Raw genomic sequence first — 14692 nt, 5'->3', positions numbered from 1 at the left:
CTGTAAAGTTAATCACCCATTAAGCCACTAGTAATTGGCTTATTTGTTGGTTTAGGCGGGCCATAGCGCCACGATTTTCATTCAAAAATGTCAGGGCATTATTACCAAGCTGTTGGCAAAAATTCTGTTCATTTAATAGTTTTAATATAGTTGTTGTTAGTTGCTCTGAGTTATCGACTATTAATACGCCTTGTTTTTCGACTAGTGATTGATAAATCTGTTTAAAAGTTACGCACATTTGGCCCACTGACAACGGGTATATTAAAAATACAAGGCTCTAAAGGGTTGTGCCCGCCATGATTGACTAACGAGCCCCCAACAAATGCCATGTCGGCAATTGACCAAAATAACAATAATTCTCCCATGGTATCGCCTAGGACTATTTGGGTTTCAGCATTCACTGCAGATTTATCAGTACGACGAACAAAACTAAATTGATGTTTTTTGATTAACTGGGCGACATGTTCAAATCTTGCTTGATGTCGTGGTACTAATATCAGTAATAAATTGGGCTGTGTGGCTAATAATTGCTTGTATACCTGCAAAATTAACTCTTCTTCACCTGGGTGTGTACTACCTGCCACCCAAATAGGTCTTTGTTGGTCGTGGTTTATTGTTGCCCACAAGGATTTTAATTCTCGACTTTGTTTCAATAAATCTTCACTTATGGATAAATCAAATTTAATGCTACCGGTGACCGAGAGTTTTTCTTGCAGTAAACCTAAATCAATAAATCGATTACCATCTTGCTGATTATGGGCGGCGATATGAGTGATATTATCCATCATTTTACCGGTCAGAGGTTTTAACCTTTGGTAACCTGCCGCTGATTTGGCTGATAATCTAGCATTGGCTAGCAGTATTTTGACACTATATTCATGGGCGAAATGTAATAAATTTGGCCATAACTCAGTTTCAATTAATATGAGTAATCGGGGCTGAATTTGTCGTAAAAATCGTTTCACTGCTCTGGGGGCATCAAAGGGCAGGTAAGTATGAAATACACTGTCACCAAAGATGTTTTTAACTTGTTCTGAACCTGTGGGAGTGGTGGTAGTGATAGTCACAGAAAAATGTGGATATTGCTGTTGAATTTGTTTGATCAATGGTGCTGCCGCAATAGCTTCTCCCACAGATACGCAATGAAAACATATACCGTTACGACTATTACTTGGTGCGTTAATATAGCCTAATCGTTCAGCCCAGCGACATCGATAGCCAGGATCGCTTATTCCTTTGTACCATAAGCGGATAAATAATAAAGGCAGTAATAGGCGGATCAGGCAATTGTAGACATATTTTCTCATTATTTCTGCCTCGGCTTATTGCCAATGATCTGCTACCCAAGGGGTGGGTAAAACTTTGCGATACCACTTGCCACTTTTACCAAAAATGGCGTCGGGTGGGTTGGGGTTACCGTGAAACACTACTATTTTGCAGTCTTGTGGTTTTTTAGGCACTTTAAACCATGCATTTAAGCCCTTGTGAATACAGTTATATTTAAAGCTTTTGCACCATGTTTCTGGCCAGTAACTAAGATGTCCAGTATTGGCAACAAACTGTGATAAATACTCTTGTTCGTTACGTACTTGTTGACGAATAGTCTGATGATTAGAGCGAAAGTTTTCTAAAATTTCTGGGTGTTTGCCTATGGTAAAGCGGTAAACAGAGGAGTTACCTGTCACATCTTTTTTGACCCAATCTTTGATAATTGGAAACTCGGCATCGTGTTCAAAGAAACAATCTATGTTGTCTATTATCACCACATCTAGATCAAGAAATAATGCTTGGCCATGTAAGTCATATAAAGGCGCGCTAAAGGTCACGAGTTTGTCCCAACCTCTTTCGGGACCATTAGGAATGTCTAATTTGGGAATAGGGAAATGTTCAATTTCAGGTCGTAAATGACGACTGTCGTCGGTTAAACAAATAAAACGGAAAGGCAGTGTTAAGTGACGTTTCACCATAGAAAACAGGGTGTTGACATAGTTGGCGTGGTATTTAGTCCCCCACTTCATACAAATAATATTAACGGTTTGCATAGTTATTCTCATGGTCAATTCTAGTTCTTAAGCTAGCAACTCGGTGTGAAAAACGTATGAAGTCTATATGACAGCTAGATGAATATTTTTGCCTTACTGCATCTTACTATGGCGGGTTATTAATCTTATTCTCGCCAAAGTTTTTCTACCCAAGTGGTAGGTAAAATATAATGTCTAAGATGTGCAGTGACTGAACGTTTACGCTCTGCTTTGAAAATTAATTGAATATGTTCGGCAGCAGTACGTATAGGTTCATCTGAATGATAACGACCTTGAATTGCATCAACTGGATTTAAATCACCTGGGAAAATCACCACTTTGCTACTTGCTGGACACTTAGCTGGGATAAAATAATTAAAGGGGAAGGTAGGACGGCAGTGATGACGAAAATGTAACACCCAAGGTTTAGGCCAAAATTTAATACCATTTGGGGCATTACGGGTGACGTACCTTTGTTCATATTTGTAGCTTTTTGCTATTTCGGCTGGCGATTTGGAAAATTGTTCTAATAAAGGTAATAGTTTACCAACGGGAAAACGGTAAATAGACGTTTGCCCAAGTCTTTCTAAAGGGTTACTGGGGTTTCTGGCGAGTATTACATCGTCAGGGTTACCAAAGCTAAAAAAGTCGTCTAAATTTCCAGTAATCACTAAATCTAGATCAAGAAACAGCACGGGCCCAGATAAATGTCCCAGTTTTTCATTCCATAAACGACATTTAGGCCAAATGCCTTTTTCGGTGACTGGAAGTTCAAAGTCTAATTCAGGTAAAGGTTCGAGTTTTACTTCCCCGCGGATCCCTCTGCAGTTGTCAGTAAAACAGGTGAAACTAAATGGTGGAGTAATATTGCGGGCAACCATAGCGTACAGGCGGTTAATATACTCAGCACCATATTTGCTGCCCCAGTTTATACAAATAAGCTGTTTTTTTACCTGACTCAAAATGAACCCTAATATTTATGAATGTCTTGACATTATAAACATTAGGATTTGGTCAATTTCATGACAACTCAAATAATTTTTAGTGAATCGTAGATAAAGACGACTAAACAGTGACGGTTAATTCGTAACCTGCATATTTACGCATATTGATTACACGGTCACCGTCTAACATCAGGTATTGGCCTTTTATGCCAAGTAGTGTGCCACTAAATTGGCCTTCTTTGTCTAGGTTAATAGATTTTACTTTTTCTGGATATTGTTGTACTGGATATTGAATATCTATAGCGGGTGAGTCTGTGATATCTATAGCTTGAAAGCCATACTCTTCGATTATTTCATCTAAATCATCTTCTACTTGTTCTAGTAAAGATTCTTTTAAAGCCTGTAAATCAGTTTGTTCAGGAGCGCTTTTTAACATAGTGCGCCAATTGGTTTTATCGGCGATAAAAGATTTAAATGCAGTTTCTACTAAACCACTGGTGAGACGGTTTTGTACGCGCATGATAGCAATAGCCTGTGTTGCCCCTTGATCTATCCAGCGGCTAGAAACGCCATCGGTAACATGGCGAGTGATCCCTACCTTGATAGTGCCGGTATTGGCTAAGTAGACAAAATGATCAGACAAACAGTTCGCTTCGCCCCATTCAGGCTCGCGGCAGGTGCCTGCATCGTAGTGGCAAAGTTCTGGTTTAATGATACAAGTATCACATTGGGCAAGTTTAGTTAAACAACGATAACAATACCCTTGATTAAAACTTTTCTTGGTTAAAGTGGCACAATGTACACAGTGAATTTGACCTGTGTGCTGCATAGTAATGCTTTGGCCTATTAGCTCATTCATTTGAATTTTTTCATCACCTACAGGCAACACATATTGGGCAAGATTGTCTGAATTGGTGCTCACATGCATTTTTCGAATGTTGCCTTGAAATATTGTCATCTCGTTTGCCTTATTTTTTATGTCAGTGATAAACGGCCAGCATGCTACTGATTGCGGGCAATATGTTCAATCTTAATTTGGTAAATAGGCTAACTAATAGGTAAACTCTGGTCCGTTTCGAATCCGCTGCTTTACTTCCAAATTTGGTGTTTACCTTGTTAGACTATATTCAAAATTTATTAAACGACCCAGAAGTTAAAAAACTGCAGGCAGTACAATCTTTATGGAGTGGTTATGGCGAAATTGGCCGTTATTTTAGCCCCAAATTAAATACTAGTGTGATAGTTAAATCTATCCAACCGCCTGCTGAAATAAACCATCCTCGTGGGTGGCACAGTCAAGCTAGTCATCAAAGAAAATTAAAATCTTATCAAGTTGAAGCTAATTTTTATCAACACTATGCCATACATTGTGATGATTTTTGTACAGTGCCTAAACTTATCGCCAGCTCTTTTAATGACGAGTCGACTAAGCAAGTTAAGTTGATGATTCTAGAGGATTTAGATCAAATTGGATTTGCCGGTCGCAAAACCCAAGCTTCACTACAAGATATTAAAGCTGCGATTAAATGGTTGGCCTATTTTCATGCAAAATTTTTAAATACAGATGCAGATGATTTATGGCCAATCGGTACATACTGGCATTTAGCTACTAGAAAAGATGAGTTGGTTGTAATGACAAACTGTGATTTAAAAGAAGCTGCAAGCAAAATTGATCTGCTCCTAAATCAGGCAATATATCAAACTTTAGTGCACGGTGACGCTAAATTGGCTAACTTATGTTTTGCTGAGCCAGCTAAAAGTAATGCCATCGCCGCCGTTGATTTTCAATATGTAGGCAAAGGTGCAGGGGTGAAAGATCTAGTATATTTTTTAGGTAGTTGTTTGCCTGAGCAAAATCTGTTTACATACGCGCCGGGTTTGTTAGATGAATACTTTTCGCAACTCAAACAGGCCATTTCAGAATATAAAATTGACGTAGCTTTTGCCAAACTTGAAACTGAGTGGCGTTATTTATATGCCTTTGCTTGGGCCGATTTTCATCGTTTTATGTTGGGTTGGAACCCGACTCATTTTAAAATTAATAGTTATATGCAAACTCAAACAGATTTTGCATTAACCCAAGATTAAACTTTTACTAGGCCATAAATGACAAACTCAGTATCCCAACAATTAACCACCAATATTAAACGTGCATTAAAAGCGAACTTTATACCGGCTATTTGTCTGCAATGTTTCGCCTTATTTATTGGCTTTAGCTATTTTTATTGGCCGGCGTCGCAAGGTGTATTTCAATTTTTTGCTGATTTAAAAGCTGAAAATGGCGTACCTTATGCTGTGATATCAACCGCACTTTTTGGCGGTGTAGTGCCATTCATGTATTTGTGGATAAAAGGCCGTATTCATTTTTTGCCAATACAACAACTTGTGTTTTATACCGTTATCTGGGGCGGCTTAGGCTGGTTGGTTAATGAGTTTTATCTTTTGCAGTCGCACTTATTTGGTGATGGTTCTGATTGGCAGACAATTGCTCAAAAAACCGTATTTGATCAGTTTGTCTTTAGCATGATGTTTACTTGTCCCTTGCTGACATTGGCACATTTATGGAAAGACCAAAAGTTTAGCTGGTCAAAGACCCATCCTTTACTTGGTCAATTAGTTAAAGTGCAATTACCCACTACTGTATTAACTAACTGGTTAATATGGATACCGGCTGTGTGTTTGATTTATACTATGCCACCTAATTTACAGATCCCTTTATTCAACCTAGTTCTGTGTTTCTTTGTTTTGATCCTCGCTATTTTGAATACAGAACCAGAATAAAAGCCAGCAGCATGATTAACTACAATATGAACTTGATTGCCACAATGATAACAACCCTTTTATGAATAATAGCAATTCGATTGGCGTGTTTGATTCGGGATTAGGCGGCTTATCTATTGCTCGCCGCATTCGCGAAATACTACCAAATGAAAATTTACTGTATGTTGCTGATTCTGCTCATGGGCCATACGGGGATAAATCTGCGGCCTTTATCACACAAAGATCCTCTGCCATAATTGATTTTTTACTCGAACAGAAAGCCAAAACAATTGTGGTGGCCTGTAATACTGCAACAGTGTCATCGATACAAGAATTACGTGCTAAATATAGGGTACCTATTATTGGTGTCGAGCCCGGAATAAAACCAGCGGTTTTTAAAACGAATACCCGTATTATTGGGGTTTTAGCCACAACACAAACACTAAAAAGTACTTCGTTTAATGAGCTGTCTAGCAATTTTTCGGATAAGGTTAAAATTGAAGTGCAAGCTTGCCCAGGTTTGATGGAGCAGGTAGAAGCACTTGATCTTGCTGGACATAAAACAGAGGCTTTAGTTAAAAAATATGTGGGGTCTTTGCTCGAGAGAGGGGTAGATAATATTGTGCTGGGTTGTACGCACTATATTTTTTTAGCGCCCTTAATCAGAAAAATCGCAGGCCCAGCAATAGAAATAATTAATACAGATTTTGCTGTGGCTAAAGAGACTGCGCGGCGTCTGACAGTCGCCAATTTACTTTCAAGTAATTATGCACTAGGTCAAGAGCAGTTTTACAGTAGTGGAGACCAACCTACAGCCACAAAACAATTTAGTTTATTGTGGGGAGAGCCTGTTAGCGTGTCACAATTCTAATTAAAGGCAGCCTTAAGCTGATTAAATCGCGGATTAAGCATACTGTTTTTTGTAACTGTAAATTTGACTAGTTTGTTCTGTGTCATATTTTGATACCTATTAATCGTTTATATAAGTCGTTATTCTATTTTTAACCCCCATTTAAGATGGGCTTGAATTTAATTAGTGAGAATGACTTTGCAATCTGTAAAAACCAGTACTTTGATGAAGTGGCTGTTTGGCCAACTAAAACCCTATAAAAGTAAAGTGGCCTTCGCCATGGCTGCCCTGGTGGTAAGCGCTGGCGCTTGGTTGTTTTTAGGCCAAGGGATTAAATCTGCGGTAGACGACGGCTTTATTGCCAACAATAGTGACAAGTTAGACCAAATGGTTTTAGTGGTGATGGCGATTGCACTGATTGGCAGCATCGCCACTTATTTCCGATTTTATTGGATGATCTGGTTAGGTGAACGAGTCAGTGCCGACATTCGGCAAAAAGTGTATGCCCATTTATTAACCTTATCTCCTGCTTTTTTTGCTAAAACCCGTACAGGTGAAGTGATCTCTCGCTTTACTGCCGATACCACTTTATTACAGTCAGTAGTGGGCATGGGCTTGTCTATGGCTTTGCGTTCATTTGTGACATTTATTGGTGCGTTAATCTTAATGTTGTTCTCTAGCACTATGTTGACCTTGTATGTGTTGATAGCTGTGCCGATCGTTTTATTGCCTATTCGGTTTTTTGGCGCGAGGGTGCGTATTTTTGCTAAAAATAGTCAAGATCGAGTGGCCGATGTCGGCGCTTATGTGGATGAAACTCTACATGAGATACATACGGTACAAGCGTATTCTCACGAAAATATTGATATGCAGAGTTTCTCGGCTCGGATTGAGAATGTGATGTCGGCCGCTCATCAGCGCATCAAATATCGCGCTTTGCTGGTGGCTTGTATTATTGCTATTAGTGTAATTGCCGTCACATTAGTGGCTTGGTTAGGTGCACAATTGGTGTTAACTAACGAACTCAGTGCCGGCGAACTGACTGCTTTTATGTTTTATGCGGTTATGGCCGGTGGTGCGGTAGCCACTATTAGTGAGGTAATAGGTGAAGTGCAAAAAGCAGCAGGCGCCAGTGAACGTTTAATGGAGTTGCTGAATACCCAAACCAGTATTCAATCACCTGCTAGCCCAGAGGCTTTACCTAACGAAGTGAAAGGTAATATTAGTTTACAACAAGTGAATTTTTGTTATCCAGAATCACCTGAAATATCTGTGATTAAAGATGTAAACCTTGCCATTAAAAGTGGCGAACGTATTGCTCTAGTTGGGCCAAGCGGTGCCGGTAAGTCTACTTTGTTTCAATTATTATTACGTTTCTATGATGTGACCAGCGGTAAGGTGTGTTTAGAAAACCAAGATATTCGTAACTTAGCTGTGGAAAATTTACGTGACCAATTTGCTTTGGTGCCCCAAGAGTCGGTGATTTTTGCGGCTACTGTGCGAGACAATATTAGTTATGGCCGGCCAGATGCTAGCCAAGCGGATATAGACAGAGCAGCTAAAGCCGCCAGAGCCTATGATTTTATTATGGAATTACCTGAAGGCTACGATACTAATTTAGGCGAAAGAGGAGTCCGTTTATCTGGTGGACAAAAACAGCGAGTGGCGATTGCTAGAGCTATTTTAGCTGACAGACCTATTTTATTATTAGACGAAGCCACTAGTTCATTGGATGCAGCAAACGAACAACATGTTAAGTTAGCTTTAGATGAATTAATGAAAGGCAAAACCACATTAATTATTGCTCACAGGTTAGCGACGGTTGTGAATGCAGACAGAATTGTAGTGATGGACAAAGGGCAAATTATCGCCACTGGTAGTCACCAAGAATTATTGGCAAGTAATGATTTATACCGTGAATTTGCGCAATTACAACTAGTTAGTTAAGGCCATATCGCGCTGCTAGTTAAAACCTTAGAGTGATAAGATAAAGAGAGCAAAAATAATGAAAATTGCGCAAGTAGGTGAGGAAGTTCTTAGTATTCCTGCAAAAAAAGTTGATCAGGCTGAGTTTGGGCAAGCACCTCTAGTGACGTTTATTGACGAATTGTTAGAGACCATGTTGGCTGCCAATGGCATTGGTATAGCAGCGCCGCAAGTGTTCGACCCTAGAGCCATTATGATTATTGCCTCTCGTCCCAACCCAAGATACCCAGACGCACCTGACATGCAGCCAGAAGTGTTAGTTAATCCTGAAATCTTAGCATTAAGTGAACATACTGTATGGCAGTGGGAAGGCTGTTTGTCGGTACCAGGTTTACGAGGGCGCATTGAACGACCAGATTGGGTTGAGGTGAGTTATTTGTCTCAACATGGTGAAGCTAAACAAGTACGTTATGAAGGATTTTTAGCCCGTATATTTTTACATGAATATGATCACTTAATAGGTAAAACTTGGTTAAACCATATTACTGATACAAAAAATATTATGGCTAATGATGTGTGGATAGAAAAATTTGTCATATGAGTTTACATTGTGAATACCATGAGGGCTGTTTTCTATGGCTCTACTGTAGTTGGCCACTAGCTTTTAGTTTAGTCTTTTCCAATCCTTAACTTTTGGGTTGATAAAGCCCATTTGTTCATATAATTGTCGAATACGACCTTTTTCTTTTAATTTAGCCATGCCAGATGATAATAATTGAAAATACTGTTTTCCGTTTTGAGTGGATTTTGAGGCGACGAAATGGCGAGTATCCTCGATGACCACTTTAAGTCCTTGAAGAGCAGTAATACAAATAGTCTGTTGGCATATTTGAAAGGTTTCTTGATTAGAGAATTCGGATAAAACAAAATCACCTCTTTGAGTATCGAGTAATTTAAATGTAGCTAAATGATGTTCTATTTCTACTACCTTAGGCGTCAGTGTTTTCATTAGTTCTACATCGTGTCGCCACTTACTTATAGTTATCCCTGTTAATTTTTTTATATCAGACTTATTCAATGACTGATTTAATAACTTAGTATTTTTGTTGCTAACGTAAAGTCCTTTTTCAAATTCACCCTTTAGTACAGCTGCCTCAGTGACATTCACGTCTGAATTTTTAAATTCAAATGGCCAAAGGCTAGAGGATAAAGCATCTAAAAGTCCCTTTTCTAATAATAATAAACCACGGAAGTTATTGGGTAATGAATGGAAGTGAGGTTTTAGTTGGTAACCTGTTGCCGATATCGCCTCACATAAAATAATAATCTCACCTAGAGTGCGATCGGTTTGTTGATATTTAAAATCAGGTGGAGATAGGCAAACATCTTGATGCATAAATTGCGGGTATTTATTGTAAGCGCCCACATACACTCCTATTTCAACATGTATTACTTTCTCTGTTTGAGCAAAAGCTATATGCGAAAAAAACCATAACAAAATCAATTGCCAGTTTTTAGCCAATTGTTGATAGAAAAGAAGGATTAGCAATGAAAGGCCATTATGTTTTTCTCTTCTCTAGGGGAGATACAGCATACTGATATCGATATCACTGGTCAATGCACAGGTAGTTTGATTCGTTTACTGTAAAAATACACTACCAATTTTTTCCTAGTCAGTTAGCATTAGCAATGTTGTTAATTTTTAGGTAAATATCTTGTCTTCATTTTCTGTTACTAAAAAACTCGTTGCCTTATTAGGCTTAAGTGTTTGTTCGGCTATTTCTATTGCCGAAGAGACCGAAGTACCAACCTTTTCTCAGTGTATTGCTAGATTGCAAGTACAAGCCTTAGCTGCTGGTGTGTCTGAAGCCACCTCAAATAATATTCTCGCTAAGGTGCAACCCTTAGAACGAATTTTAAAGTATGACCGTAATCAACCAGAGTTTGTGCAAACCTTTACCGATTACTTTTCGAAAAGAGTGACTTCTTGGCGAGTAAATAAAGGCCGTGAAAAGTTAGCGCAACATAAAGAGTTTTTAGCTGAGTTAACTCAAGAATATGGGGTGCCTGCTCATTATTTAATTGCTTTTTGGGGATTAGAAACCAATTTTGGTGGTATCAAAGGTAAAATTCCCACTATTCGAGCGTTAACTACTTTAGCCTGTGATCAAAGGCGTAGCACTTATTTCTCTGCAGAGTTAGTGCAAGCTTTATTGTTATTAGAACGAGAAGGCTTAAACGAAAGTGACATGATCGGATCTTGGGCTGGGGCTATGGGGCATACACAATTTATGCCTACCGCTTATATGAAATATGCCAAAGACGGTGATGGCGATGGTAAAATTGACTTGTGGAACAACGAAAAAGACGCCTTAGCTTCAGCCGCCCATTTTTTGAAAAATTTAGGTTGGCAGTCAGGATTTAGATGGGGTAGAGAAGTGTTATTGCCTGCAGGTTTTGATTATCAACATGCTGGTAAGTCTCATGCTAAACCCTTGTCATTTTGGAATGAGCAAGGTGTAAAAAAAGTGAATGCTAGCCCTGTTGGTGAAGGGGATTTATCCGCAGCTTTACTTATTCCGGCCGGGCATACTGGTTCTGCATTTTTGATTTATGCTAATTTTGATGTGATTTTACGTTGGAATAATTCTGAATATTACGGCATTGCAGTCGGGCATTTAGCGGATAGGATCAGCGGGCAAAAAGCCTTGTCTAAACCTCTACCTGATTTACCTAAATACACAGTGGATGAAATGAAAAACTTTCAAGACAAACTGAATCAATTAGGTTTTGATGTGGGTGTAGCCGATGGCATTTTAGGCCCTGCGACTCGTAAAGGGGTCAGAGGTTTTCAAACTTCCGTGGGGTTAATTGCTGATGGGTATCCATCACTAGAAACAGTCGAAGCAGTAAAAAGTCTGCCTTTACCGCCAGTGTCTAATATATAGGCTAGATCAGGGGGAACAGTTATCGCTGTGCGATATATGCGCGGTGCATCTTTTATTTGCTTCGCTCACCGTCATCCATGACGACTTTAAAGCCGCATCTCGATAACTGCGTCCTGCATTATACTACCTTCCGTCATCATTGGCGGTCGCATGGCAAGTGCAACACTAAATTGAAGCTTGTATAACGTCATAATAAAGGCGCCATTTCTTTTGCAAGAAATGGCGTGTTATGTAATTTGTATATTTTCTTGAAAACTACAAGGGAAAAAATGAATTTACAAAAGTTAGATGGTTATTTTTAGTTAACATTACATAACGCCCCAAATAAATTCTCGTTTTTTGCAAATGAATAAACCTTTGTTAGTGCTTAAATTAACTGGTAACTTACTTTACTAATGTCGTTAAATGAACCTATCGTTTTTTTTTATTTCTTGCATAATTACCAAAGAAGTTAACAGGAGCTTAGGCCAATACACTCTATGTACTAAAAAGGAACTTTAAACATTGAAAATTTTATTGCTTAGTTTATCTGCCGTCTTTTGTTGCTCTTGCGCCACAGTTAAAACTATTTCCCCTGAAAAAAATCATGTTGTTATTAAGCATCAAGGTAAAAAAAGTTATTGCGAGGAGATTCCGCGTATCTACAGCGGGGTTTCATATAACTTTTGTCTTTTATATGGTGAACCTAGCAAAATTGCAAATTTAGGCGGTGGTCTTAATGGTGTGCCTTGGTTTGTTTTTGATTCCATTTTCTCAGTTGTTGCTGATACTGTTGTAATCCCTTACACGATTGTAACCCAATCAAATAAAGGCAATATTAAGGTGAATTAATGTTGTTTTGAAACGTCTTACAGAGACAGCTTTGAAGATTTGGTGCCAACAAAAAACTCAATGGTTTTAACTTGAAAAGTTACTATCAGGACAGGCATGTTTGTGGCTCTTTGCTGATGTATTAGATTATGTAAAGATAGAAAATCAATAAGTGGCAATGAGATCGCGCAGGTGGTCGTATCGATTAATGTTTGAAGGTGTTTATGCAAGATATTTTTTTACAGGCGATTGGGTTTATCGAACAGAATAAGTGGGATGCGGCCCATGAGCTTGTGCAAGATGATCCTAGTATGTTTGGTTCATTATTACATGGTTATTTACACCGTATAGAAGGGGATCTTGCCAATGCGAGTTATTGGTATAGGCGAGCGAATCAACCTATGTTGGAAAATAGTTTAGAGCAAGAGTTAGCAAGAATTAAGCAATTGTTAGCTGAACGCTAAACGTGTTTTTCTGTTTCATTCTGTTCTTCTAGTAAGGCCCCCATGTTGCTTTTCTACAGTAATAGGTATTTAAGTATATGATCGAATATGTCACTGATATGTGGGCACTTTCTTTTGCAGGGGATAAGCAAGGAATACTGTTTTTTGTCGTTATATATGTGTTACTTGTGTGTTTGTATTCTTTTTTTCGGCAAGTGTTGATACGTCAATGGCCGACAACAAAAGGTGTTTTGCGTAGTGCTTCTGTAGACACTTGGGCCGTTACTGAATTTGTTTTATCTGAGCAAAAGTATAAAGCTGATTCATTATATGAATATCAGGTGTCTAATAAAAAGTACCAAGGTAAACGAATATCGCCTTGGGTGATAGTTGCATCTCATAACGCTAGATTCATTCTTAACCAGCAGCTAAATAATATTCAGCAAAATGCCGATGGTACTGTTAATGTACTTTACAACCCTAAAGCCCCAGAGAAGAGTTATTTGCTTCAACCAGGTCTTTTTGGCATGGCCATTACTTTAGCCATTGCTCTTATCCCTTTATTTCTTTATTTGTATGAATATTCGGCAATCTAATAATAAACATCTCTGTGGCAAATAGTATTTATCTATGAAACTGCTTTAGTCTGTTCTTCAATAATGGCTCCCTGCTAACAACATGCAGGAATGACAAACATTAAAGCCAGCAAAAACTATCTCCTATCTACTTCTTTATTCTTTTGCTCGAATCTCGTTTCGAGTTTATCCCGCTCGGCCATCTGGTCTGGGGCTCGTTAATATTTTCCAATAAAAAATAACATAAAGTAAATAAGCTAAGATCCAACATCCAGCGGCGATTAAATAGATATTAATGCTGCTATAAGCTTGTATATGCTGGACGCATACTCGGCTCAGCCCTGCAAATATAATCAGCATAAAGGCAAATTTCATCGCCCAGTGGGGAGTCAGTGTTCTACCAGTATGGCCTAAAGTGATCCTAGCAATCATGGCTAATACTATTGAACTAATTGCCCCTGCCGTTAAGCCGTGTAAAGCGTTGGATGCAGATATTTCTAAACCTACATAGTGCATGACAAACAAACAAAAACTAACAGGTATAAACCAATAAGCCAAGTGTAATGACCAAACTAAAGGTGTACCAAAGGTCACTTGCGGACGCCAACGTATTGCGCGAATACTGTGGCATATAGCGGCAAAGGCGAATACTAGGGCTGTGACAATTTTAGGTAAATACGCTGGTAAATTAGAAATATATATTAGGGTTAAAGTTAATGTAGAGCCCATAACTGCGGTTTCTAACCAAGCTAGATTAGGCACTTTTTCTGTTTTTGTGCCATTGGCGGTAAACATAGGTAATACACGGCCAGCAATAATAGTGATGATCAAGGTGATAGTCATCACTGTGCTGTACAGACCCCAAGTGTAAAGCTGAGGATTTTGCTTTAATACAGACAAATGAGTGAGTAGGTTGCCTATGATTAACAGTGAGAGTACAGGGACAAATATCAGGTTTCGATATTGTTTCACCTTGATTACTAATTGGCCCATGAATAAGGCTGCAAGCACTAAAAAGCTGATATCTACTAAAGCGGTTAACCATAAATAGGGCGAAATATTAGTTAAAATCAATATACGGCCAGCCAACCACACAGTAACAAGTGCGGCTAAAGGTATGCCGTGAGTGGCACGTAAGCCAGTCCAGTTTTGCACCGCGGTTAATAAAAAACCGACTATTATGGCAGCAACAAAGCCAAACAACATTTCATGGGCATGCCAAAAAAACATGCCGCCATACGGTGATAATGAAATATTTCCATTTAGAAATAATGCCCAAGTAGCCATGCTAAAAATGGCAAAAATACTGCCCATTAAAAACAAAGGTCTAAATGCTTGTCGCCAAATAGCTGGGATTTTTTGTTCCACCGTCAAGTCAGAAATATTCATACTCTCAGTCCAATCGATTTAAGATA

The 14692-nt window shown here is 38.8% G+C and carries 16 protein-coding genes; 9 read left to right on the top strand and 7 right to left on the bottom strand.

Annotation, left to right across the window (positions count from 1 at the left end):
- Nucleotides 1–19: 19 nt before the first annotated feature.
- The 5 genes from GQR87_RS15045 to GQR87_RS15025 all read right to left on the bottom strand — a co-directional run bounded on the left by GQR87_RS15045 (nt 20) and on the right by GQR87_RS15025 (nt 3923).
- The gene (locus GQR87_RS15045) at nt 20–238 is read right to left on the bottom strand and encodes a hypothetical protein (RefSeq protein WP_158970711.1); all 219 of its coding nucleotides are present in this window, start codon (nt 236–238) and stop codon (nt 20–22) included.
- Nucleotides 222–1307, bottom strand: a complete 1086-nt coding sequence (gene waaA, locus GQR87_RS15040) for a lipid IV(A) 3-deoxy-D-manno-octulosonic acid transferase (protein ID WP_158970709.1) — start codon at nt 1305–1307, stop codon at nt 222–224. The genes GQR87_RS15045 and waaA overlap by 17 nt, the downstream gene beginning before the upstream one ends.
- A 15-nt stretch (nt 1308–1322) precedes the next feature.
- On the bottom strand, nt 1323–2042 hold the full coding sequence (locus GQR87_RS15035) for a glycosyltransferase (RefSeq protein WP_199271625.1): 720 nt from the start codon (nt 2040–2042) through the stop codon (nt 1323–1325).
- A gap of 125 nt (nt 2043–2167) precedes the next feature.
- Nucleotides 2168–2983 (bottom strand): glycosyl transferase, encoded by an 816-nt coding sequence (locus GQR87_RS15030; protein ID WP_199271624.1) that lies wholly within the window; start codon nt 2981–2983, stop codon nt 2168–2170.
- A gap of 103 nt (nt 2984–3086) precedes the next feature.
- Nucleotides 3087–3923 (bottom strand): DUF2797 domain-containing protein, encoded by an 837-nt coding sequence (locus GQR87_RS15025; RefSeq protein ID WP_158970705.1) that lies wholly within the window; start codon nt 3921–3923, stop codon nt 3087–3089.
- Nucleotides 3924–4069: 146 nt separating this feature from the next.
- Here GQR87_RS15025 and GQR87_RS15020 point away from each other — a divergent pair, with 146 nt between their 5' ends.
- From GQR87_RS15020 to def, 5 genes are all read left to right on the top strand, one after another.
- Nucleotides 4070–5053: an oxidoreductase family protein gene (locus tag GQR87_RS15020; RefSeq protein WP_370459611.1), complete on the top strand. Its 984-nt coding sequence runs from the start codon at nt 4070–4072 to the stop codon at nt 5051–5053.
- A gap of 18 nt (nt 5054–5071) precedes the next feature.
- On the top strand, nt 5072–5746 hold the full coding sequence (locus tag GQR87_RS15015; RefSeq protein WP_158970701.1) for a hypothetical protein: 675 nt from the start codon (nt 5072–5074) through the stop codon (nt 5744–5746).
- Between the two features lie 61 nt (nt 5747–5807).
- Nucleotides 5808–6596 (top strand): glutamate racemase, encoded by a 789-nt coding sequence (gene murI / locus GQR87_RS15010; RefSeq protein ID WP_158970699.1) that lies wholly within the window; start codon nt 5808–5810, stop codon nt 6594–6596.
- A gap of 177 nt (nt 6597–6773) precedes the next feature.
- Nucleotides 6774–8522, top strand: a complete 1749-nt coding sequence (locus tag GQR87_RS15005) for an ABC transporter transmembrane domain-containing protein (protein WP_158970697.1) — start codon at nt 6774–6776, stop codon at nt 8520–8522.
- A 58-nt stretch (nt 8523–8580) separates the two neighbouring features.
- Nucleotides 8581–9102 carry a peptide deformylase gene (gene def, locus GQR87_RS15000; RefSeq protein WP_158970695.1) on the top strand — a complete coding sequence of 174 codons (522 nt, stop codon included), beginning with the start codon at nt 8581–8583 and terminating at the stop codon, nt 9100–9102.
- A gap of 63 nt (nt 9103–9165) precedes the next feature.
- On the opposite strand, the gene GQR87_RS14995 is transcribed toward def, so the two are convergent.
- Nucleotides 9166–10050 carry a hypothetical protein gene (locus GQR87_RS14995; protein ID WP_158970693.1) on the bottom strand — a complete coding sequence of 295 codons (885 nt, stop codon included), beginning with the start codon at nt 10048–10050 and terminating at the stop codon, nt 9166–9168.
- 163 nt (nt 10051–10213) lie between these two features.
- On the opposite strand from GQR87_RS14995, the gene GQR87_RS14990 reads away from it, so the two are divergent.
- The 4 genes from GQR87_RS14990 (at nt 10214) to GQR87_RS14975 (ending at nt 13298) form a co-directional block, all read left to right on the top strand.
- The gene (locus GQR87_RS14990) at nt 10214–11449 is read left to right on the top strand and encodes a lytic murein transglycosylase (RefSeq protein WP_370459640.1); all 1236 of its coding nucleotides are present in this window, start codon (nt 10214–10216) and stop codon (nt 11447–11449) included.
- A 504-nt stretch (nt 11450–11953) separates the two neighbouring features.
- Nucleotides 11954–12280, top strand: coding sequence for a YceK/YidQ family lipoprotein (locus tag GQR87_RS14985; RefSeq protein WP_158970689.1), 327 nt, complete (start codon nt 11954–11956; stop codon nt 12278–12280).
- A gap of 203 nt (nt 12281–12483) precedes the next feature.
- The gene (locus GQR87_RS14980; RefSeq protein WP_158970687.1) at nt 12484–12723 is read left to right on the top strand and encodes a hypothetical protein; all 240 of its coding nucleotides are present in this window, start codon (nt 12484–12486) and stop codon (nt 12721–12723) included.
- A gap of 77 nt (nt 12724–12800) precedes the next feature.
- Entirely contained in the window at nt 12801–13298 is a 498-nt protein-coding gene (locus tag GQR87_RS14975) for a DUF3592 domain-containing protein (RefSeq protein WP_158970685.1), read from the top strand.
- Nucleotides 13299–13463: 165 nt separating this feature from the next.
- On the opposite strand, the gene GQR87_RS14970 is transcribed toward GQR87_RS14975, so the two are convergent.
- Nucleotides 13464–14666 (bottom strand): NnrS family protein, encoded by a 1203-nt coding sequence (locus tag GQR87_RS14970; RefSeq protein ID WP_158970683.1) that lies wholly within the window; start codon nt 14664–14666, stop codon nt 13464–13466.
- Nucleotides 14667–14692: the final 26 nt, after the last annotated feature.

Source organism: Paraglaciecola sp. L3A3 (assembly GCF_009796765.1).
GTDB lineage: Bacteria > Pseudomonadota > Gammaproteobacteria > Enterobacterales > Alteromonadaceae > Paraglaciecola.
The sequence above is the reverse complement of the archived record's forward strand: the minus strand, read 5'-3'. Positions and strand labels throughout refer to the sequence as shown.

Excerpts from the sequence above, each read along its gene's own strand:
- GQR87_RS15025 (WP_158970705.1), bottom strand. The coding sequence starts at position 3,923 with ATGACAATATTTCAAGGCAACATTCGAAAAATGCATGTGAGCACCAAT.
- GQR87_RS15015 (WP_158970701.1), top strand. The coding sequence starts at position 5,072 with ATGACAAACTCAGTATCCCAACAATTAACCACCAATATTAAACGTGCA.
- GQR87_RS14980 (WP_158970687.1), top strand. The coding sequence starts at position 12,484 with ATGCAAGATATTTTTTTACAGGCGATTGGGTTTATCGAACAGAATAAG.
- def (WP_158970695.1), top strand. The coding sequence starts at position 8,581 with ATGAAAATTGCGCAAGTAGGTGAGGAAGTTCTTAGTATTCCTGCAAAA.
- GQR87_RS15045 (WP_158970711.1), bottom strand. The coding sequence starts at position 238 with ATGTGCGTAACTTTTAAACAGATTTATCAATCACTAGTCGAAAAACAA.
- GQR87_RS15035 (WP_199271625.1), bottom strand. The coding sequence starts at position 2,042 with ATGCAAACCGTTAATATTATTTGTATGAAGTGGGGGACTAAATACCAC.
- GQR87_RS14970 (WP_158970683.1), bottom strand. The coding sequence starts at position 14,666 with ATGAATATTTCTGACTTGACGGTGGAACAAAAAATCCCAGCTATTTGG.
- waaA (WP_158970709.1), bottom strand. The coding sequence starts at position 1,307 with ATGAGAAAATATGTCTACAATTGCCTGATCCGCCTATTACTGCCTTTA.
- murI (WP_158970699.1), top strand. The coding sequence starts at position 5,808 with ATGAATAATAGCAATTCGATTGGCGTGTTTGATTCGGGATTAGGCGGC.
- GQR87_RS14975 (WP_158970685.1), top strand. The coding sequence starts at position 12,801 with ATGATCGAATATGTCACTGATATGTGGGCACTTTCTTTTGCAGGGGAT.